12 protein-coding genes and 2 tRNA genes are annotated in these 23,078 nt (G+C 41.1%); 13 read left to right on the top strand and 1 reads right to left on the bottom strand.

Annotated elements, in window-relative coordinates; all coding sequences use genetic code 11:
- The first annotated feature begins 29 nt into the window (after window positions 1–29).
- From WDA22_08895 to WDA22_08880, 4 genes are all read left to right on the top strand, one after another.
- Window positions 30–2,249, top strand: a complete 2,220-nt coding sequence (locus WDA22_08895; GenBank protein MFA5833580.1) for a hypothetical protein — start codon at window positions 30–32, stop codon at window positions 2,247–2,249.
- Window positions 2,250–2,579: 330 nt separating this feature from the next.
- Window positions 2,580–6,800, top strand: a complete 4,221-nt coding sequence (locus tag WDA22_08890; GenBank protein MFA5833579.1) for a FlgD immunoglobulin-like domain containing protein — start codon at window positions 2,580–2,582, stop codon at window positions 6,798–6,800.
- A 513-nt stretch (window positions 6,801–7,313) separates the two neighbouring features.
- Window positions 7,314–7,387 (top strand) — tRNA-Arg (locus tag WDA22_08885).
- 108 nt (window positions 7,388–7,495) lie between these two features.
- Window positions 7,496–8,728 (top strand): T9SS type A sorting domain-containing protein, encoded by a 1,233-nt coding sequence (locus WDA22_08880; protein MFA5833578.1) that lies wholly within the window; start codon window positions 7,496–7,498, stop codon window positions 8,726–8,728.
- Window positions 8,729–8,932: 204 nt separating this feature from the next.
- Here the strand turns inward: WDA22_08880 and WDA22_08875 are convergent, their stop codons facing one another.
- Entirely contained in the window at window positions 8,933–9,289 is a 357-nt protein-coding gene (locus WDA22_08875; GenBank protein MFA5833577.1) for a zinc ribbon domain-containing protein YjdM, read from the bottom strand.
- A gap of 581 nt (window positions 9,290–9,870) precedes the next feature.
- On the opposite strand from WDA22_08875, the gene WDA22_08870 reads away from it, so the two are divergent.
- The 9 genes from WDA22_08870 (at window position 9,871) to WDA22_08830 (ending at window position 23,077) form a co-directional block, all read left to right on the top strand.
- On the top strand, window positions 9,871–11,874 hold the full coding sequence (locus WDA22_08870) for a sialate O-acetylesterase (protein MFA5833576.1): 2,004 nt from the start codon (window positions 9,871–9,873) through the stop codon (window positions 11,872–11,874).
- A 503-nt stretch (window positions 11,875–12,377) separates the two neighbouring features.
- A tRNA-Arg gene (locus WDA22_08865) sits at window positions 12,378–12,451 on the top strand.
- 392 nt (window positions 12,452–12,843) lie between these two features.
- The gene (locus tag WDA22_08860) at window positions 12,844–14,976 is read left to right on the top strand and encodes a cytochrome b/b6 domain-containing protein (GenBank protein MFA5833575.1); all 2,133 of its coding nucleotides are present in this window, start codon (window positions 12,844–12,846) and stop codon (window positions 14,974–14,976) included.
- 14 nt (window positions 14,977–14,990) lie between these two features.
- Entirely contained in the window at window positions 14,991–17,774 is a 2,784-nt protein-coding gene (locus WDA22_08855) for a cytochrome b/b6 domain-containing protein (GenBank protein ID MFA5833574.1), read from the top strand.
- A gap of 16 nt (window positions 17,775–17,790) precedes the next feature.
- On the top strand, window positions 17,791–19,284 hold the full coding sequence (locus tag WDA22_08850; GenBank protein MFA5833573.1) for a NapC/NirT family cytochrome c: 1,494 nt from the start codon (window positions 17,791–17,793) through the stop codon (window positions 19,282–19,284).
- 74 nt (window positions 19,285–19,358) lie between these two features.
- Window positions 19,359–19,811, top strand: coding sequence for a ubiquinol-cytochrome c reductase iron-sulfur subunit (locus tag WDA22_08845; GenBank protein MFA5833572.1), 453 nt, complete (start codon window positions 19,359–19,361; stop codon window positions 19,809–19,811).
- Window positions 19,812–19,828: 17 nt separating this feature from the next.
- A complete protein-coding gene (locus tag WDA22_08840) occupies window positions 19,829–20,908 on the top strand; it encodes a cytochrome bc complex cytochrome b subunit (protein MFA5833571.1) in 1,080 nt (359 codons plus the stop codon).
- Window positions 20,905–22,362, top strand: a complete 1,458-nt coding sequence (locus WDA22_08835) for a cytochrome c3 family protein (GenBank protein MFA5833570.1) — start codon at window positions 20,905–20,907, stop codon at window positions 22,360–22,362. Before WDA22_08840 ends, WDA22_08835 begins: the two co-directional genes overlap by 4 nt.
- Before the next feature lie 205 nt (window positions 22,363–22,567).
- Window positions 22,568–23,077: a cytochrome c family protein gene (locus tag WDA22_08830; protein ID MFA5833569.1), complete on the top strand. Its 510-nt coding sequence runs from the start codon at window positions 22,568–22,570 to the stop codon at window positions 23,075–23,077.
- Window position 23,078: the final 1 nt, after the last annotated feature.

Raw genomic sequence — 23,078 nt, 5'->3', positions numbered from 1 at the left:
ACAAATAATTTTACTGAAGGATTACTGTTATGAAAACAGAACAGAAAAAAAGCAACAAGAATAATAATTCATCAATACATCAAATAACAAGGGGCACAATCATGAAAGCATCAAATAATCATATCAACACAGGGAGAGGAATATTAGTGGCAATAATTCTTTTCCTGTTTACAACAGCGGCTTTTGCACAACATCTTGCCGTCACTGGTGGGACATTTACAGGTTCCGGTACATACAACATTGCCGGGAATATTACGAATACTGGAGTGGCAAGTATCTCTGGAACAACAACATTAAATGGAGCCGCTGCTCAATCAATTGGAACAGGTGGAGCTCTTACATTTGGAACGCTTAATGTCAATACAAGTGGAGGCACTCCTACAACAACAATGGGAAATGCTGTTACTGTGAGTACGGCTTTGTCTATTGCCGCAACATCCACATTGGCAGTGAGCAATAAAACATTAACAATAAACGGTACTTCAACGCTTAATGGTGGCGGTTTACTAACTACAGCATCTGGAAGTACGGTAGTGTATGGTCAAACTGGTACAAGTCAGGTTGTATTGGGTGTAGCGTATTCAGGTGCTCTAACGCTTTCTGGTACTTCAACGAAATCCTTTTCGGCAGGAACAAATGTTGCCGAAACTTTTACACACTCAGATGGTGATGTTACGATCGATCAAGATCTGACTATACCATCAGCTTCACCTTCCTTTGCCACAATTGCAAATATATCTTCTGGAAAGACATTAACACTCTCGGGAACCGGTGCGAAATCAATTACTGCTATTACAACAACAGTTGGAAACCTCAATCATAGCGGAGCTTCTGGTTTGTTAACTATTGCTACATTAAATGGTAATACAGGTACAATTAGTGGTGGTGCCGGTGGAATTACATTCACCAATGCGGCGGCAAACAGTGGTAATATAACCGGTGGAGCTGGTGCTATTACGTTCAGCAATACACTGGCGCATAGCGGTGGAACAATTACAGCAGGTGGTGGCGATATCAACTTTACCGGCGTAGTTACTCGGTCCGGTAGTTCGTCTTTAGCATCAGCCGATGTTGCAAATATTCTAAATTTTGCTACAGATGTTAATGGAACAGCAGGAACGATTGATTTAACAGTTACAGGTGCCGCAGAATTTGGAGGTGCTGTAGCAAGCACGACTGGTCTTAACTTTGCCACTGGAACGACAGTAACCTATGATCAAGGAACAGCAGGTCAGGCAATTGCAGATGTGAATTATGGATATTTAACATTAAAAAATAATACAAAAACATGGAGTTTGGGTGCTGCACGTACAATCAACAATGACTTCGATGTTCAAGCAAGTAGTGCAACATCAATTAGCGGTTCATTTAATTTAAATATTAGCGGAAATGTTGCACTTGCGAGCAATGTTACGAAAAGCGCAAATGCTGTTGTTTTTGCAAATGCTTCAAGCGCGGTTAGCGGAACAAACGAAATCAGTGGTTCTGTTACAAGAACCCACGGTTTTGCAGCATCGGCCTATACATTTAATAATTCTAGTATGACAATGACACCTTCGGTAGTAGGTACGCTCTCGTCGTTTACTGTTACGTCTGAGCCAGGTGTGAACCCAACAGCGTATTCTGCTACAAACACCATCAATCGTAAGTATACGCCAAGTTATGCCGGCGCTGGATTCACAGTTGATCTTAAACTTTCATATTTGAGCGGTGAAGCAACTGGCGTAACAGAAAATAAATTGAAACAATTCCAAGGTGTTGTAATTAATAACACAACAAAACTCACAGGAACATATACACGTCAAGCTGCTGGCGGTGGTTTTGGATTTGTTTCATTGGCAGCATTAACACCTTCATCATTGGCGAGCGGAACAGAAGTTGCATTGGATGATAGATTCAATACATTTACCTCAACTGGTGTCACAGCTGATTGGCACACCAGCTCCACATGGGATGAGGGATCAATTCCGACCTCAACGGATGATGTTGTGATCGCTAATAATAATCCAGTTACTATTGCCAATGGTGGTAATGCATCAGCTTTGTCAACTACAATTAATGCTACAGCAACTGGATTAACAGTCGGTGCGGGAGCATCAGGTACGCTTGCAATTGGATCTGGTGGCTTAACAAACAATAATACAGGAACAGGTCTTACCGTGTCTGTCGGTGGCGCAGTGACAATTACCAGCGGTACATTAACCAACAGCGGTGCTGTGACCAACAACGGAACAATCACTATACAATAATATCATAACCAAACATATGTAAATACGAACAATATGGTTATTCATTTTCATAACATTAATACAAAGTTCCGTCGAATCATCGATGGAATGCAATTGAGGTGTTCATCAATCATAAGAAGTTGCTCGCTTCTTTATGATGATTCGTCGGTTGATGAACTGACCTTCAGATAACGAACAACAATTGATTTATAGCGGAGGGTGTTATGGTGCCCCTTTTCACCCTCTGCGTAAATCAAGTAATACAAGCAGAAAGAAAATAAAGGGCATGACGAGAACTCGATACGAAAGGATCAAGAGAAATATTTCTAAGATCAATAATTATGGTATCGTATGATTTTAAATAATGCTAAAAATAGATTGCGGGGACTTTCTTGGAGAGATAAACTCTTTAATACTCCACGCGATGGAATATCGACGACAAATACTTCGTCCATGAAATATAATGGGGAAGTGTTGAAGGAGAACAATATTGGATATTTATCAATACAGCGGATAGCTATGTGTCGGCTGTTGAGGACAATAGTATCTTCTGTCAAAAAACTTACAGTGAAGCGAATTGTATGTATTCAGTTGTTTATAATAATTGTTTCGTGCATTTCATCTGCCCAGGATTTAGTTAATACCGGAACGATAACTAATAACGGCGTATTAAAAGTAAAAAATCAATTGGTCGGACTTCCATCGGAAATGAAAGGAACAGTTGAATTGATTGGTTCAGATCAATCCTTGCCGGCTGCTAATTATAAGCATGTCCGATTAATGGGAACAGGTACGAAAACAACAACGGGAGGAAATCTTTCGATTTCAGGCAATCTTACCATCGCGACGCCGGTGACGCTGAATATTGCAAAGGGAAATATGATTACGTTAGGAGACACGTTATTTGAATTGGGAATATTAAAAGGTGCTATTAAAAAGACAGTGAATTTAACAGGTGATACAACATCTTCTACCTTCGGGAATATTGGAAAAACCATTAGTTGGATTTCCAACGCTCCCGGAAGTACGAGTGTGCTCCGCGCTTCTGATTCCGTCCAATTTGGAAATGGTCAACAATCCATCCGGCGATATTATGAGATTCAACCGACAGATGCGACGGCGATTGGTACGGTCGTCTTTAAATTTGCTGACAGTGAGTTAAATGGACAAGATATTAACAATCTGCAGCTGTGGCGATCTGCAGATAACGGATCAACCTGGCAGAGACATATTCCTGTTGTTGATACGTTATTAAAAACGTTGACGAAATCGAATGTTCCATTGAAGGGACTTTGGACTGCTACCGATACCACGCATGCACTCGGACCGCTGAATGGTGGCGCAGGAATTCCGGCAAGTATTGCCAATGCAAATACAGTTCCAAATGAACAGGTAATTCTTACAACATTGGATACACTCAAAGTACTCATCACTGATATTTTTGGTTCTCCGGTAAATAACGTCGCTGTCAAGTTCGAGATTGATTCAATGCCGGCACCAAATGCTGGTGCAGCATTGAGCAATATTAATGTTGTGACGAATTCTTCGGGCATCGCATCGACGCTCTTTATGCTGGGAAACAAAGTAGGAACATATGAAGTGATTGCAACATCGCCAAACCTTGATACGGTGAGAATGACGGTGAAGGCGAAACATGGCGCTGCACAATCACTCGATTCTATTCCTATTCCGTTGCAAGTGAAACCGATATTGACTCAACTGGATACAGCGTTTACCGTAGTTGTTTCCGATATCGGCGGAAATCCGGTGGACAGCGCACTCGTTCAATTCGCGATTGTTCATACTCCTTCCGGTTCGTTTGGCGATGGATTAACCGCACAATCAACTCGTACGGATATAAGCGGCCATGCTTCAACACGTTTAACATTGGGAAGTAAAATTGGACAATACACTGTCAGTGCAAAAATTGCGGGTGTGTCGGATACGGTCACGTTTATTGCGAATGCTACCGTCGGTGCGCCCGACCAGCTTGCAATAAGTGGTGGTATTAATCAATCGGGAGAGAATGGGAAGCCGTTAAATGATCCGTTTATTGTTACGGTATTGGATCAAGGAGGAAATCCGGTACCGAATGATACAATTGAATTTAGAATTCTAACGGTTCCGAGTAATGGAGCACAACTCAGCAGTACGGGTGGAATCACCAATTCACTTGGACAAGCGTCGACCGTATTAACACTTGGAACAAAAGTAGGAAATTATCTTGTCGGTGCAAATTCTACAACACTCGGACAAAGTCAATCATTGAGTTTTGTCGGCAATGCTTTAGCCGGCTCTGCGTCTGTCCTTGCGTCGATACAAGGGAACAACCAATCGGCGGTAATCGGCCAAACATTAACTTCGGAATTTGTTGTTCAAGTACGTGATGCTAATGGAAACAATGTTCCTCAGGCAACGGTGATGTTTTCCATTGATTCAATTCCGAATCTAAATTCAATCGGACAATCAATCAGCAATACTGCCGATACTACAGATACTTCCGGACTTGCAACAACCCGATTAACGCTCGGAAATAAAGTCGGAGAGTACAAAGTCAACGCTCGAGTGAATGATAATCTGATTGTTTCATTTATTGCATCCGCAAGACCCGGGGCAGCGGTATCGTTTACACAGCTTTCCGGTAACGGGCAATCAGCGCAGATAATTACTCAGCTTCAGAATGAAATTGTTCTCCATCTTTCTGATATCGGCGGTAATGGAGTTCCTGGTTCGACGGTACAGTTTAGCATTGATGCGGTTCCCGTTAATGCCACTGGACAGCGATTAATAATAAGTGATCCAACGTCCGATGTAAATGGCACGGTTCGCGCAACATTTATCCTTGGCAATAAAGTCGGAACGTACAGAATCAGAGTACGCAGTGCCGGAATATCCGATACGATCTTTACCGCCATCGCATTGCACGGCGCAGCGGTTGCAATGGTACCGAATGTTGGACTAAATCAAACGAAGCCGATCTTTACTCCTTTGGATATTCCGTTTACCGTTCGTGTTGTGGATATTGGTGAAAATGCGGTTCCGTTAACGAATATTCGTTTTGCTGTCATCGGAAGGCCGGCTGGAGATACGAGCGCCATTCTTAGCCGAGATTCTCAGCCTTCCGACTCTTCCGGATTTGCATCATCTCAGTTAACACTTGGCAGCAAAGTTGGGACATATTCAGTGCGGGCATTCACCGCGACCCCGGCACAGAATGAAGCAGCCGACATTGAAGGAAAGAAGGGAAAGAAAACATCCAATAAAATTGTTGGACAAGCACTTCTTGAAACAATATTTACGGCACAAGCAACAAATGGTACTGCTGCTACCATGATGCAGATCTTTGGAGATCACCAGGTGAATCCGACAGAAACAGAATTGGATACCGCATTTGTGGTGACAATTCGCGACCGCGGTAATAATCCTGTTCCCAACGACACAGTATTTTTCCGAATGGCATCGGCACCGGAATTTGCCAAGAAACAAACTCTTCGCGATTCACTTACATTGTCGGATTCGAACGGAAACGCAAAAACATTCTTGCGTTTAGGTGAACGTGCCGGAACATATTCCGTGAATGCGACGGTCGGCAATGTTCCTTCAAAAATGTTCTCGGCAAATGCCTACTATGTTTATGGCGATATCAATAAGGATATTGAAGTAAATATTGCGGATATAACATCGCTCGTCGATTTTATCAACAATAAGATTACTTTATCAACATCAGATTCGATAAAAGCAGATTATAATCATGATGGAAATATTGATACGACGGATATTGCTTTTATCCGCGAGACGCTTCTTTCCAGATCGTTACTCACACATACGCTGTTACCATCAATATTTGTTGATGAGAATGTCTATAGTGAATTTATTTCTCCCGTGGTTGCATCAAAGAAGAAAGTCTTTGACAATGCCTCGACTGTTTTTGAAGCAACCCAATATGGTTTAAGAATAAATATGGTCAACACCGTTCCGGTCCGCGGTATGGAACTTCGGTTGACGCTGAAAGATTCGACAAAAAATATTACATCAACGAATCTCATTATGAAACGTGCCGAACCGATGCAAGTGTATGTCTCTACTCAAAATAAAGAAGTACGAGTCATTGTATACAATTTGCAGAATAATGAGATTCAACCGGGGAGTGGATCTCTCTTCAGACTTCCGATGATCACTTCGCAGGATATGATTGATTCTATGCAGGTTATCTTTGCATTGATTTCGAATACATCTATCGAATCACATGTCGAAAAAGTAACAGCACCGGTCAATACGTATCCGACAACATTTCGGTTGTCACAAAACTATCCGAATCCATTCAACGGTTCGACAACGATACAGTATGATATCCCTGATGGTATGCATCAAACAAAGATGATCATTCAGGTATACAATCTTCTTGGTCAAAAAATAAAGACTCTTGTCTACGAGGAACAAGATCCGGGACGCTACACCGTGAAATGGGATGGAACAGATCAAAACGGCAGATCAGTCTCGTCTGGAGTCTATTTTTACAGACTGCTTTCAAAAGCATTTGTTGAATCGAAAAAAATGCTATACGTCAAATAGTAACAAGGCATAAGATTAATAATACGAGAAGCTGTTTTCAACATTTAGTTATTACGAGCTGTTTTTAGGCGGAGTCCCGCAGTACGGGACTCCGTACAGCGGAAAAATTTAAAAACTAAGGAGCGATTTCCTCTACTATTTCAGAATTCAATCTCTATTTCTTGCACTGATTTTCATTATTTTGTATATTGTTTCACATTCGTTTCAAATTTAACGCATCCGTAGTTCCCGCCAAAAGGTGAAGCATGGCGGACAAGCAATCCCAAAGGGATTTCGCTTTAAGATTTTTAGAAAAAATTTGCATCCGTAGTTCAACTTCCAAAACTTCCCACGAGCGGAGCGAGTGGCAGAAGTTTTGAGAATCTCCCGTTTCTGGATTCCACCTGAACGGGATTCAAAAAGCGGAACCGCAGAGCACAGCGAATGCGGAATCTATAAAGAAAAATATTCGCTTTTGCATCCGTAGCTCAACCCCAAGGGGGTTTCGCTTTGGGTTCAAATTCAAAAAATAATGCATCCGTAGCTCAACTGGATAGAGCATCAGACTTCGAATCTGAGGGTTGGGGGTTCAAATCCCTCCGGGTGTACAATGGTTTCACAATTTATCGCCGAAAGGCGATTTTTTGTAGCTGAAATGTAGTCCTGAAATAAGAATATCATCCAATTTTCTATGAACAGAATAGTTCGGACAACAGATGAAACTGACCTTAGGACTTTCTATTTTCTTCTTAGTTTTAATTAATCAAATATCATTTTCTCAGAATGATACATTGGTTTCTTTTGATGTAAGATCCCACACAATCAAAATTATACCGCCTCAGATATATGATAAAAGTAAAATATCTGAAAATACACAGTGGAACATAGGTTCGCTGTCTGGATTATCTCATTTACCGTTGATAAAACCATCTAATGTTTTTCCGGGTGCAGGGTTCACCGATTTTACTCCAGCGCAAAAACTCTTCTCTGTTTCAGATTATCCAATTCGAACTGCAGTAAAAATAATCGCTTACAAAAATGGTCAATCATTTCCTACGTGCAGTGGGATATTGGTTTCAAAAGATCTAGTTTTAACAGCTAGTCATTGTCTCTATAACATTTTCGATTCAACCAATATTTCATCATTTATAGATAGTGTATTGGTCATCCCAGGGTTTGATAATGGTAAAGAGAACCAATTACTGAACAAGTCATTCAGTTCTACTTATATAATTCCTAAAATAAACATAGATGACTATTATCTTTCTCAAGATGTAGCCCTTATCAAAGTTCGTGAACCTATAGGATTGTCAATTGGATGGATAGGAATATCATTCTATCAACAAGACAGTTCCTTAAAAAACAAAGTGTTGCATAAATTTAGTTATCCAGGAACCATTGATAGAGACGATTCTACAAGAATATTCAATGGGGACACATTGTATTACAATTATGGGATTTTGGACGTAATAAATAAAGATGGCATTGGTTACAATATCAACGGTATAGAAGGACAAAGTGGTAGTTCACTATTTTTATCGGATAATGTATCATATTTCTCGATTGGTGTTCTAAACTGGGCTGGAAATTCAATGCATTATCGCTTTAGCAAACCAATGTATTACGCTTTTAAATATATCATTCAAGGAACGCAAAATGGGATTGTCAAATCTTCAAATATTCAACTTGAATATTCAATCTCAAATGCATATCCCAATCCATTCAATCCGACGACATCCTTCGTGTATAGTCTTAAGTCGGATGCATTCGTAAAACTCGAATTAATAGATATTCTCGGGAGACACGTACAATATATTCTTTCCGAGAATAAGTCAAAAGGTATATACACTCAATCAATTAATGCAGAAAATCTTCCAAGTGGCATCTATTTTTTAAGATTTTGTGCGAATGAATATTATGAGATTAAAAAAATAATATTGCTGAAATAGCATTGAAAATATGCCGTAAAATCATTTACAGATTTGCAAATTATAGTTAATTAGGTTCAAATTCTTTTTGCGCACTTTCGTGTTTTCGTGCCTGCCCGACTAGTTGTTTGGCGGGATTTGGTGGCACGGTTTTGAATTTTTATATAATTCTGCTGAGTAGTTACTCCCTTTTTTATTTCAGAACGTATCGCATATAAGAAGATATTATGCTTTCTTAACAAATTCTGATTTCAAAAACATCGCTCCGATCCCATCGATTTTACAAGAAATATTGTGGCCATCATTGCTTTCAACTAAACGGATATTCTTTACCTTTGTTCCGACTTTAATTCCCGATGGAGAGCCTTTTACTTTTAAATCTTTGATTACTGTTACAGTATCTCCATTATTAAGAATAATTCCATTCGAATCGAGAAATGTCGTTGTTTGTGTCTCTTCTTCAACTGCTTTTGCCAGTTCAGAAGGATCCCATTCATGAAAACATTCAGGGCAAACCCATAAATTCATATCTTGGTATACATGTTCAGAATTGCATTTTGGACATTTTTGTTCGCTGCTCATTTTTATCCTTTATTTTTTGAAATTTATTGGTACTTCCATAATCTGATTTTTTAAAGAAACTTGTAACTTCTCAGCGGTTATGATTTTTTGCCACTAAAACACGAAAACACAAAATAGAACCAACCTTTTTGGGATAATGACTCAAATTCTTTTTGCGCACTTACGTGTTTTGGCGGCATGTTTTTGAATTTTTATGTAATTCTGCTGAGTAGTTACAGAAACTTTTAATAAATATACGAATAAATTATTGTTTGTACATAAAGGAGTCCGTACTATACAGGACAATGTAATTTTCTGATAAGACGTATCGTTATATATCGTTGATGTCGGAGGTTTTTTTTGTTGCTATTCTGTCTCGGTAGTTTGTCACTCATTTGATATAACATTTATTTTTTTGATTCCATCGCAATGTATCACATCAGTTAAATAGTATTTCCAGTGAGTTAAGAAAATAACACGTTCGTGTGATTGCATAGAGGAAAAAAATCTGATACAATATAAATTATACAAACAGTGACTTTCCGTTCATTTCTGTATTTGAAAAAGTCCCCGTTACTCACTATCACATAATCCTCACGCTTATGAAATTATTCTTCAGCATAGTTATTTGTTTTGCACTCGTTTCAGCTCAGTCTGATTCCACTGACTATTTGCAAATGCCGGCGATATTTTCCACTAATATGGTCCTTCAGCAAAAGTCCAGCGTTCCAATCTGGGGCAGGGCTGTTCCGAAGCAGAATGTCGATATATCAACATCGTGGGGAGCAAAGGGGAAAGCAGTTGTTGGCGCCGATAGTGCATGGAAAACGTTTATTTCAACCCCTAAAGCCGGCGGTCCATACACTGTGAATCTGCGTATTGGCGATTCAACGATCGTCTATACTAACGTGTTAATTGGCGAAGTATGGATTTGTTCCGGCCAGTCCAATATGGATATGCCGGTGGAAGGATGGCCTCCGACTGATACCGTGAGCGCACTGCGGGAAGCAAACTATCCTATGATCAGACTGTTTACCGTAAAGCGGACGATTGCCTCAACGCCGCAGTTTAATTGCACCGGTACTTGGCAGGTGTGCACACCCGCAACGGCGGCATCATTCAGCGCGGCTGGGTATTTTTTTGGAAGAAATCTGTTTCACGAACTAAAGGTACCGATTGGTTTGATTCAGTCGACGTGGGGAGGAACTCCTGTTGAGGCATGGACAAACGAACTATACATATCGATGCATGAAGATTATAAGAATTTTTCCGAACAGGTTGCGAAGAGCAAAAGAGATTACGAAATATTTATCTCATGGATGGAATCGCATAAAATTCTCGATGTGGAACAACGAAGGATCACCACTAATTGGAAATCGCTGGATTTGAATGATTCCATTGTGACGGGAAAAAATTACCAGGACAGCAGCTGGGCACGCATGGATCTTCCGACACTTTGGGAAGAGACACAGGTTGGAAATTTTAACGGTGTCATCTGGTTCCGAAAACAGATTCAGATACCGAACGAATGGCGGAATAAAGAGCTGATCATGGAACTCGGACCGATTGATGATTACGATGCGACGTATGTTAACGGCATCAATGTGGGAGGAGTGGACACAGGTTCCGGTTGGAATGTCTTGCGAAAATACACTCTTCCTGCCGGAATAATTCAGGATTCCATTCTTTCCATCGCCGTGCGGGTGATTGATCTAATTGCAGGGGGAGGGTTGTACGGTCCTGGTGCTGAAATGAATGTTCATCCTGCCGAAAGCGAAGAAAAAATTTCTCTTACTGGTGAATGGAAATATATGCCCGCAGCGGAATTCAGAGATAATAAATTGTATCTGTTCAGTCTCACAACTAATGAGCTTGAACACCGTCCACCGCTGGGATTGGAAGTCTCTTTTCAAATGCCTACTGCTCTCTATAATGGCATGATCGCACCATTAATTCCATACACAATCAAAGGGGCGATATGGTATCAAGGGGAAGGCAATACCCGGAAGCCGGAAGTATACAAAGCATTGTTTTCATTGATGATCAAAAATTGGAGAGAAGATTGGAAAATTAATTTTCCGTTCTATTTTGTTCAAATCGCTCCGTTCCAATATGGGGACAGGACGCCGTCACAATTTTTACGGGAAGCACAATTTCAAACGCTCTCTGTTCCCGGAACGGGAATGGTCGTGACGATGGATATCGGGGACAGTTCAGATATTCATCCTAAACAGAAACAGGAAGTGGGTGAACGTCTTGCACGATGGGCACTGGCAAAGGATTATAAAAAGAAGAAGCAATATTCAGGTCCGTTGTATAAATCATTCAAAATTTCTAAAAACACAATCATTATTAGTTTTGATCATGCGGATGGATTAAGGTTAATACTTAAAAATAATAAACATTACGTTCAAATTGCTGGAGAGGATAGCATTTTTAAACCTGCAACAGTAATTGTGAAAAAAGATAAATTAATTGTCACTTCCGCAGAGGTTCTTCATCCAATTGCGGTACGGTACGCATGGCATAATATTGTAGAGGGGACGTTGTTCAATAAATACGGACTTCCCGCATCTTCCTTCAGGACCGATCAATGGAGTAAATAATAAGTAACTGATGTTACGCAAAACTGAAAATTCTTCTTATCTCATCTTCGACGAGTCGAGTCGTCGACCTAAAGGGACTCTCAATTTGGAAATTGTAATGTTCTACAAATATTACGTGCCTACGGTGCTTTTTAAAACCGATAAAATCCTGGACTCATTTGCTTGTTCCGATGTCCCGGTAGAGACGAGATATTTGTAGAAAATCAAGCGAATCAATTGTCAAGTCCCGTTAGGGACGAAATATTCTTTCATTAGAAGTAGTCTCAAAAATACCTAATCATTGTCATTTCGAGATGCGAAGCATCGAGAAATCTCGATTTTGTTTTCAATTATAAAAACGAGATTCCTCATTCGTCCCTTTGGGACTTCGTTCGGTCTACGACTCGTAGAGAATGACAATAAAATTCATTTTTGAGATCACTTCTAATAATATATCACTTCTTTGAAGATGAGAATTATATTGTTCCCTAATTTTGATTCTTGTAAATTAGGAATACAAACCTGCACTCGTAGCTCAATTGGATAGAGCGTCGGCCTCCGAAGCCGAAGGTTTCGGGTTCGACTCCCGACGAGTGTACTAGAAAATCAATTCTGAAATCCTTTCGAAAAAGTGTCCCCGTGCTGTATTTTGTTCTTCCACATATACTTTCTGTAGTGATATAGAGTATTCTTACCTCAGTATTTTCTACTCGTTTTTTCCGAAAAGAATTCATCCTTTTGAAACATAATAAAATGAGAAACGCATTGTTAAATCGGAGTAATTTGTCTGAATATTCTATACATTTACTTCAATCAGTGAAAATCCTCTCATTTATAGAAAAGCAATATAAGATTGAGTCAAAATTGAAAAAATAACCAACAAAAATGTTGAATTTTTAATCGAAAATAGACGGCACAATCTTTGTCTCTTGATGTGCAGTGTTTTCAGGTTTTTTTCAAGATCTTTAGACGATAATTAAGGCATACCAGATGTTTTTACGCATACTTCCTTTTCTCTTTCTTTTCAACCTCACAGCAATTTCCCAAACGAAAGAAGATTGTCTTGCATGTCATTCGGACAACTCTTTAACGATGGAGAAAAACGGGAAAACCATTTCGCTGTTTGTCAATGACGACCACCTAAAAAATTCACCGCACAAAAAATTCAATTGCACTACCTGCCATACCGGATTTGATCCAAATAATATTCCTCACAAGGAAACAATTCAGCCTGTTCAATGTGCAACGTGCCATCAAAAAGATGTACAAAAGCATAAATTTCACAAAACAGTTCTTAGCCCAACCTCCGATCCGAGTAAGAATTGTAAACAATGTCACGGTAAACATGACGTAGTCTCTCCGAAAGTGGAAGGATCAAAATTCAATCGTGCTAATATTGTGAATGCTTGCGGAACATGTCATGCCGGTGAAAAAGAAAAGTTTTTAAAATCAGCACACGGAGATGCTCTTGCGGCAAAAGTTCCGAATGCTCCAAACTGCGTCAAGTGCCATTCGGTATTGATGCCGACAAATGGTGCGCGAAAAGATACCGTGGCCGTAAAAGTGGCGCAAGAAAAAATGTGTATAACGTGCCATGGAAAAAAAGAATCAACACAGGATGTTGCTTCTGAATTCGTTCATGCATACGAACAGAGCGTTCATGCGAAAGCATTGAAAGCAGGAAATGGTAAAGCGGCTAATTGTGTGAGTTGTCATAGCAGTCATGATATGCAAAAAGGTTCTCATGCAGATTCAAAAGTCAATAAACATAATATTCCCGCCACCTGTTCGCAGTGTCATGCGGATATTGTTAAGACATATAAAACAAGTATTCACGCAAAAGCGTTTGCAAAAGGAAATAATGCATCTCCGGTCTGTACGGATTGTCATGGAGAACATAAATTATTAAGCACAAAAGATCCGAATTCTCCTGTTTCGAAATTACACGTTTCTGAGGAAGTCTGTTCACCCTGTCATAGTTCTGTAAAGATGTCCGAAAAATTCGGACTTCCAACCGGTAGGGCAAAAACATTCAATGATAGTTATCATGGACTTGCGGTAAAATCCGGAAGCAAAGAAGCGGCAAACTGTGCAAGCTGCCATGGATTCCACGATATTCTTCCGTCGAGCGATTCACTTTCACGGGTGCATAAATCCAATCTCGCCGTCACCTGTGGAAAATGTCATCCGGGAGCCGGACAGAATTTTGCCGTTGGTGCAGTACACATTACCACACAGTCGGACAGTGAAGATGAATTGATTTATTTTGTGTCGAATCTGTATGTTGTATTGATTGTTGTGACGATTGGTGGAATGGCCATTCACAATCTTCTCGACTTCAGACGCAAATCAAAACGCCGTTTACGTCATCGCCGTCATGGTTATGATTACGAAGAGGATGAGATCGGACACAGTTTATATGTCCGAATGACGTTGAACGAACGATTCCAGCATGGTGCGCTCGCACTGAGTTTCATCACGCTAGTGTTGACAGGATTCATGCTTCGGTATCCCGATGCATGGTGGGTTGTCAGCATCCGGTCCATCAGTGAATCAGTATTCGATATTCGTGGGATTATCCATCGCACCTCTGCGGTGATTATCATTTTGGCTTCGTTATATCATATCTATTATATCTTCGTTGTTCCCCGCGGTAAACAGTTGATTCGCGATTTATTACCAAAGATTTCCGATGTGTATGATGCGCTGAATGTAGCGAAATACAATCTTGGCATTACGAAGGAAAAACCGTTGCTTGACCGATTCAGTTACATTGAAAAAGCGGAATATTGGGCGTTGATCTGGGGAACGATGGTGATGGGGTTTACCGGGTTTATTCTTTGGTTTGATGTAACATTTATCAATATTATTGGAAAATCGTGGTGGGATGTTGCACGGGTTGTTCATTATTACGAAGCATGGCTGGCAACGTTGGCAATTATTGTGTGGCATTTCTATTTCATTATCTTTAATCCGGATATCTATCCGATGAATCTTGCCTGGTGGAAAGGAACAATTTCAGAAGAGGAGATGGCCGACGAACATCCGTTGGAATTGCGAAGGATTAAGGAACAGGAATTATCCAAGGAAGAGAAAGAATCCAAGGAAAAGGACGCTCAATAAACAAAACTCATCGCATGACAATTCGATCTTTTATTTTTACCCTTTCCGTTTGTTTAGGATTGCTCCTGTTGTCAGAGGCAGTGTATGCACAAGACAAGGCTGAGTGCCTTGCTTGTCATACTGACCATACACTGACCATGGAAAAAAATGGGAAGTCCATTCCGCTGTTTGTGGATGAAAAGAAATTCGGAACTTCCATTCACAAAGACTTGGAATGCGTTTCCTGTCACGAAGGATTCGATCCAAATAATCTTCCTCACAAAGAAACAATCACTCCGGTGCAATGCGGTACTTGTCACGATACACAGCAAGCACTGTTTGAACAATGCCGCCACGGTAAGCTGAAAGCAAAAGGAGATCCTCTTGCACCATCGTGCAGCGACTGCCACGGGAAACATGATATTCTGACTGTGAAGGATCAACGTTCTCCCGTTTCACCGATGAAGGTTCCGTATACCTGCGGTAAATGCCATAAAGAAGGTACTTCGGTGATGCGGCGCGGAATCATCTCTCAAGACCATATCATTGAGAATTATACGGAAAGCATCCACGGGGAAGGATTGTTGAAAAAAGGATTATCCGTTGCCGCAACGTGCGCATCATGTCATTCACCGCATCTTATTCTTCCGCATACCGATCCACGATCTTCTATTAACAGAAAAAATATTGCCAACACATGTCAAAAATGTCATTCGCAAATTGAAGCTGTCCATCGAAAAGTGATTAATGGAAAGCTCTGGGAAAAAGAGGCAAATGTTCTTCCTGCCTGTGTAGATTGCCATCAACCGCATAAAGCACGAAAAGTGTTTTACGATCAAGGAATGGCAAACAAAGATTGTTTGACATGCCATGAGAAAAAAGATGTGAAGTCTTCAAAAGACGGTCGTTCCCTGTTTGTTGATGTCAGCGAATATGCCGCTTCGAAACATGGCCCCAAGATAGCCTGCAGTCAATGTCACAGCGAAGTAAAATCTTCACACACTCGTCCCTGCGATGCAATCACAAAAAAAGTTGATTGTGCCCAATGCCATACGGAAGTGGGTGACCAATATAAACTGAGTACGCATGGCAAATTTTTTGCAAAAAATGATCAGAATGCTCCAACCTGTAAGGAATGTCACGGAACTCACGGAGTGAAAGGGAAAGCTGATCCATCATCACCGATATTTTCCATTAATGTCCCGACTCTATGCGCACGCTGCCATCAGGAAGGAAAGAAAGCTGCGTTACGCTACAAAGGTGAGCAGCACGACATTATCAATCACTATGCGGAAAGTATTCATGGTAAAGGTTTGGCAAAGAGCGGATTGACCGTCACCGCTAAATGTACAGACTGTCACACGTCACATCGCGAACTACCAAAATCGGATACAACGTCGAGCGTCAACGCTAAAAATCTTCCAACAACCTGTGGCAAATGTCATCACGGCATTGAAGAAAAATTTTCGAAGAGCATACACTCTCGATTGGTTTCCAAATCGGATAAGCCTTTACCTGTTTGTAACGATTGCCATACCGCTCACACCATCAATCGCACTGATGCACAAGGGTTTAAACTTGGAGTAATGACAACCTGCGGAAAATGCCATGATGAGATTACCAAAACATATTTCGAAACATATCATGGGAAGGTGGCGCAACTCGGATATACAAAGACGGCAAAATGTTACGATTGTCATGGTTCGCACGATATTTTGCCGATTGCTAATCCGGAATCACATTTAAGCAGGCAAAATGTAGTGCAGACTTGTCAGAAATGTCATCCCGGTGCAAATAGAAGATTTGCCGGTTATTTAACACACGCTACTCACCACGATCCTGATAAGTATCCAATTCTCTTTTGGGTATTTTGGGCTATGACATCTCTTGTGGTGGGAACATTTGCTATTTTTGGAGTGCATACGCTTTTGTGGCTTCCCCGTGCATGGCAGATGAGGAAAGAGCATATTAAAGTTGAGCAAGAACATGCCAATGAACCACAGTATCAACGCTTCAGCAGATTAAATCGAATCCTGCACATCGTCATGGTTGTCAGTTTCATCTCGCTTGCATTGACCGGAATGACGTTGAAGTTTTCCTATACCGGCTGGGCAAGCATCGTATCAAGATTTTTTGGAGGATTTGAATCAGCCGGTTATGTCCATCGTGTTGCGGCAACATTTCTGGTTGGTATTTTTGTGACGCACATTTATGATTTGTTCCGAAGAAGGAAGAAAGAGTTCGGCACCTGGAAAAATCTTCTCTTTGGAAAAGATTCCCTCATACCGATGAAGAAGGATTTGTTTGATGCAATTGATTCGGTGAAATGGTTCATTGGAAAAGGCCCGCGTCCGCAATACGGCAGATGGACCTATTGGGAAAAGTTCGATTACTTTGCCGTCTTCTGGGGAGTTTTTGTCATCGGTTCGACCGGAGCAACTCTCTGGTTCCCGGAATTCTTTACAAAATTTCTTCCGGGATGGGCGCTGAATGTTGCTACAATTATTCACAGTGATGAAGCGTTACTGGCAACAGGATTCATCTTTACGATCCATTTCTTTAATACGCATCTTCGTCCGGAAAAATTTCCGATGGACATTGTCGTCTTCTCCGGCCGCATGTCGGTGGAAGAATTAAAACGGGACAAACCTGCGGAATATGAGGAGCACGTCAAGAATGGCACGCTCGAACAGCATCTTGTGGAACCGTATCAGCCGATTGTGATTCGTGCCATTAAAGTATTTGGCTGGACAGCCCTCACGTTGGGATTCAGCATTGTCATCTGGATCGTTTATGCTATGATCTTCAATTATCAATAATAAGGGAACGCTACCGATGCGCAGATTTATTCCAAAAGCATTTTTCAATCCGATTAGTATGATCGGAGCTGCTATCGCAGGTATCAGTCTTTTCCTCGACATCTTCCTGTTGGTATTGGATTATGTAGCGGGAGGCGGAAGAGCATACGTTGGTATTATCACGTTCATCATCCTGCCGATGTTCCTTATTCTCGGTCTGGCGATAACGCTCGTCGGCATGATTCGACAATGGTGGCTTCGCAGGCATGCTCGCGGAATCGAATATCATTTCCCCGCAATCAACTTAAATGATCCACATCATCGGACGGTATTTGGATTTGTTGCAATTCTAGGACTGCTCTTTCTTGTATCGCTGGCATTCGGAAGTTTTCAAATGTATGAATATACTGAATCGGTAGAATTTTGCGGATTGACTTGCCATTCAGTGATGAAGCCGGAATATACGGCATATATGTATTCACCTCATGCCCGTGTTTCGTGTGCGGAGTGTCATGTCGGTTCTGGTGCGGACTGGTACGTAAAATCAAAATTGTCTGGCGCATATCAAGTGTATTCGGTGTTATTTAACAAATATAGTCGTCCGATAGAAACTCCGGTTCGCAACCTTCGTCCTGCGCAACAAACGTGCGAACAATGTCACTGGCCGAAACATTTTTTTGCTGAAAAACAGGTAGAGAAAACGTACTTCTTATCGGATGAAAAAAATACCATGTGGTGGATGAATTTGTTATTGAAGATCGGCGGTGGAAATACCGAAACAGGTCCAACGTCCGGTATCCATTGGCATATGAACATCAATAATAAAATCACCTATGCCGCAACCGATAGTCAGCGACAAATTATTCCTGTGGTTCAGGTCTACGAAAAAAGCGGAAAAATTGTCACCTATAAAACAACCGATGAATCGTTCAAGGAAGAACAGTTGACCAACGCGGAAGTACGACAAATGGATTGTATAGATTGTCATAACCGGCCGACTCATATTTATCGAACGCCAAATGAAACGGTGAACGATGCAATGAAACTTGGATGGATCAATCCAAAACTTCCTTCGGCAAAAGCGATCAGTGTTGCAGCGTTGAACGGAACATATTCCACGGAACAGGGAGCAATGGACAGTATTGGAATATTTATTCGCGAACAATATTCTTTACGGTATCCTCTTGCTGCACACTCCATGAAAGCGGATATTGATAGTACGGTCGAACGTGTCAAAAAAATTTATGGCCGTAATTTTTTCCCGGAAATGGGCGTATCATGGAAACATTATCCGAATAATATCGGCCATTTATATTCACCCGGCTGTTTCCGCTGCCACGATGGGAAGCATATTGGCGATAATGGAAAAGTATTGTCTCGCGATTGTAATACGTGCCATGTTATCCTCGCACAAAAATTGGATAAAAAAGAACTTCATGTGTCGCTCCAAGGAGTGGAGTATGAGCATCCCGTCGATATCGGAGACGCATGGAAAGAGATGAACTGCAGCGATTGTCACAGCGCCGAGTAATGAATGATGAACATAGAGATATAGGAGTTTGACCGATTACATAAAACATTCACAATCATTTTCAGAGGAGTGTTATGACGGAACTACCTGATCAGAATACGCAACAAGGCAAACGAGATTTTCTTCGATATTTTCTCTTCGGTGGCGTTGCTGCATGGTTCGCTGCTGTTGTTTACCCAATTGTCTCATACCTCAAACCTCCCAAACAAGCTGAAGTTGTTGTGAAAAGTGTGAAGGCAGGGAAGATAAAAGACTTTGCCAACGATACCGGCACAATTATTAAATTCGGTACAAAACCTGTCCTCCTCGTCCGCAATACCAAAGGGGAATTCAAAGCGTTTTCTGCTACATGCACCCATCTCGATTGCACCGTACAATACCGAAATGATTTCGGATTAATCTGGTGCGCCTGTCATAACGGGAAATATGATTTGAACGGAAGAAATGTTTCCGGCCCGCCTCCTCGACCTCTTGATGTGTATGATGTTGCACTTCAAGGTGACGACGTATTGGTCTATAAATCCTAATCTGAAGGAGGTCGGAAATGAATATGTTCTTTTCAAAAGTATATCAATGGCTCGATGATCGTTTTCAACTCGGTCAAGTAGTTGAATTTATGAACAAGAAGTATGTTCCGATTCACCGCCATTCCGTATGGTATTATTTTGGAGGTGTGTCGCTGTTTCTCTTTATTGTTCAAGTCGTTACAGGTATACTATTATTGATGTATTACAAAAGCGGCGAGGAACAAGCGTTTGAGAGTATTCAATTCATCATGTCGAAAGTTCAATTCGGATGGCTGATCCGCTCCATCCATAGTTGGGCGGCAAATCTGTTTATTCTTGCCGTGATGATTCACATGTTCAGTGTCTATTTTGAACGCGCATACCGAAAGCCGAGAGAGTTAACCTGGTTTTCCGGCATGCTCATGTTGGTCCTTGCTATGACCTTTGGTTTTAGCGGATACCTCCTTCCCTGGAATGAAGTATCGTATTTTGCAACAAAAGTCGGTACGGATATCGCAGGAGTCATGCCCATTATTGGAGAACCGATGTTACAATTCTTACGCGGTGGAGAAGATGTAACAGGAGCGACGCTATCAAGATTTTTCGGATTACATGTTGCAATTCTTCCTGCTGTGTTTAGCGTTATTCTGGGAATACATTTATTGTTTGTTCAGGTTCAAGGAATGAGCACACCGATGCATATGCAGCATCTGAAGGAAGAAGAGATCAAGAAAATGCCCTTCTTCCCAAATTTTGTTTTGCGGGATCTCCTGTTGTGGTTGATTGTCTTAAACGTCCTGGCAATTCTTGCAGTCTATTTTCCGTGGGAACTTGGTAGAAAAGCAGATCCATTTTTGCCGGCACCGGCAGGAATAAAACCGGAATGGTATTTTCTTTTTATGTTTCAAACATTAAAATACATTCCCGGACATGTCCTGTTTATTGACGGGGAATTGTTTGGGATACTCATGTTTGGATTCGGTGGACTTCTGTGGATGACCGTTCCATTTTGGGATAGGGATAGTTCGCATGGAAAAGTAAATAAAAAGGTCAGCTATTTCGGTCTGTTTATTGTGATATTTATTATCACGCTTACAATTGTAGGATGGCTCGCATGAAAAATATTAAAATTCTGTTAGCAAACCTGGTTGTGATCATTATGTGTCAAAGCATCGCGTTTGCAGATGATCAGTGTTATACCTGCCATTCCTCCACCGTAGGAGACGCTCCATCGCAAAAATTCCAAACGGATGTTCATTTTAAAAAAGGAATTTCCTGTGCAGCTTGCCATGGAGGAAATTCGAAGTCCGATGATATGGACATTGCCATGAGTAAAAAAGCAGGGTATACCGGCGTACCGAAAGGAGACGATATCTCTGAGGCATGTGCAACATGCCATGCATCAGCCGAGACCATGAAGAAATACGGTTCTTCGCTTCCTGTAGACCAATGGGATGAGTTACAAAAGAGTGTCCATTCAAAAACTTCTTTTACGGGAAAAGAACATATTGCACAGTGTACAACATGTCACGGTGCTCACGGAATTGTCAGTCCTAAAAATCCTACGTCGCCGGTTTATCCGCTAAATGTGACGAAGTTATGTTCTCAATGTCATTCCGATGCAAAGTTTATGCGTGCCTATAATCCATCGCTGCCCATTGACCAAATGGCAAAATATACGACGAGCGTACATGGTATGAAGCATGCAAAGGGGGATGTCAAAGTTGCTGAATGTGCAAGCTGCCATGGAAGTCACGGGATTCGATCCGTTAATGATACGCGCTCTACAATTTATCCGGCCAATCTCCCGGCGACGTGCGCGAAATGTCATAGTGACAAAGATCGAATGAAGGAATATAAAATTCCTGTCGATCAATTTGAAAAGTATCAAAGGAGCGTCCATGGTAAGGCGTTGATGGTGAAAAAGGATTTATCGGCACCAGCATGCAATGATTGTCACGGGAATCACGGTGCAACACCTCCCGGTGTACAATCAATTTCTAAAGTATGCGGCTCATGTCATGCATTGAATGCAGAATTATTTTCAGCAAGTCCTCACAAAAAAGCATTTGATGAACGAAATCTTCCGGAATGCGAAACATGTCATAGTAACCACGAAATTCTTCATGCCACTGATGAATTGGTCGGCACATCAAGCAAAGCAGTTTGTTCAAAATGCCACAGCGAATCAAAGAACATCAAAGGATTTCAAGTAGCAGGAACTATGCGTATGTTGATTGACAGTTTACATGCTCAGCAGCAGCTTGCAGAAACGTTAATCGTTGATGCAGAACAAAAAGGAATGGAAGTTACTGAAGCAAAGTTCAAGCTTCGGGATGCACATCAAGCCCGCCTCCAATCGCGAACGCTGGTCCATTCATTCAATGAAGCAAAATTCCGTGAAGTGGTGTCCAATGGAATTAATGTGGCAACATTCGTCCAGGGCGAAGCGCAGCAATCAATAGAGGAGTATTATTTCCGGCGAAAAGGGTTAGGAGTTTCGACATTTATCATTACCTTTTTAGTCATTTCACTCTATTTCTATATTCGTAAGATAGAGTCAAAAAAATAACGGTGGTATTTTCACACAGACACATTTATCTGATTTCTTCTTACCTTTGCAAAAGCGGGAGACAATGATTTCGCATCTATGGAAAGAAGTGTAAAAAAATGGTGCAAAAATGATCAATTTTATGTAAAATAACACGGCACATGGTTTGCCGTTATAGTTTCAGTTTTCTTATTCCCCTCACAACTTACTTCAAAGGAGACCTGATATGAAACGATTCACTCTTCTATTATTGATTTTTGCTTTTCCGTTGATCGCTCAAAATAAATTTGTCGGAGTAAACACATGCGCCTGCCACAATCTTCCGAAACAAGGGAAGCAAGTGGAAGTATGGAAAAAATCAAAACATGCAGAAGCATTTACTGTATTGAAGACAGATAAAGCTGCCGAATATGCAAAAGCGAAGAGTATTGCCGGTGCAGCAAGCGAAGCAAAAGAATGTTTGGAATGCCATACTACCGGCTTTGGTGAAGCAGTTGAGAAATCGTTCAAAGCAGAAATGGGTGTACAATGCGAAGCATGTCATGGTGCAGCGTCCGGCTACAAAGCAATTCACAACAAACCGGAAAATAAAGAAAAAGCAATTGCTGCTGGTTTGGTTGTGAAAGTCGAAGAAAAAGTTTGCATTGGCTGCCATACACCGAAAATGCATGCTATTAAAGATTTCGATTTCAAGAAAATGTTCGAAGAAATTAAACATCCGATGCCGAAAGGATAAT

Source organism: Bacteroidota bacterium (assembly GCA_041658205.1).
In the GTDB taxonomy this organism is placed as follows: Bacteria; Bacteroidota; Ignavibacteria; order UBA10030; family UBA8401; genus UBA8401.
Note: the sequence above shows the minus strand (reverse complement) of the source record. Positions and strands in the feature narration are given on the sequence as shown.

Coding starts and splice junctions, on each gene's coding strand:
- WDA22_08895 (MFA5833580.1), top strand. CDS start 30: ATGAAAACAGAACAGAAAAAAAGCAACAAGAATAATAATTCATCAATA.
- WDA22_08890 (MFA5833579.1), top strand. CDS start 2,580: ATGATTTTAAATAATGCTAAAAATAGATTGCGGGGACTTTCTTGGAGA.
- WDA22_08880 (MFA5833578.1), top strand. CDS start 7,496: ATGAAACTGACCTTAGGACTTTCTATTTTCTTCTTAGTTTTAATTAAT.
- WDA22_08875 (MFA5833577.1), bottom strand. CDS start 9,289: ATGAGCAGCGAACAAAAATGTCCAAAATGCAATTCTGAACATGTATAC.
- WDA22_08870 (MFA5833576.1), top strand. CDS start 9,871: ATGAAATTATTCTTCAGCATAGTTATTTGTTTTGCACTCGTTTCAGCT.
- WDA22_08860 (MFA5833575.1), top strand. CDS start 12,844: ATGTTTTTACGCATACTTCCTTTTCTCTTTCTTTTCAACCTCACAGCA.
- WDA22_08855 (MFA5833574.1), top strand. CDS start 14,991: ATGACAATTCGATCTTTTATTTTTACCCTTTCCGTTTGTTTAGGATTG.
- WDA22_08850 (MFA5833573.1), top strand. CDS start 17,791: ATGCGCAGATTTATTCCAAAAGCATTTTTCAATCCGATTAGTATGATC.
- WDA22_08845 (MFA5833572.1), top strand. CDS start 19,359: ATGACGGAACTACCTGATCAGAATACGCAACAAGGCAAACGAGATTTT.
- WDA22_08840 (MFA5833571.1), top strand. CDS start 19,829: ATGAATATGTTCTTTTCAAAAGTATATCAATGGCTCGATGATCGTTTT.
- WDA22_08835 (MFA5833570.1), top strand. CDS start 20,905: ATGAAAAATATTAAAATTCTGTTAGCAAACCTGGTTGTGATCATTATG.
- WDA22_08830 (MFA5833569.1), top strand. CDS start 22,568: ATGAAACGATTCACTCTTCTATTATTGATTTTTGCTTTTCCGTTGATC.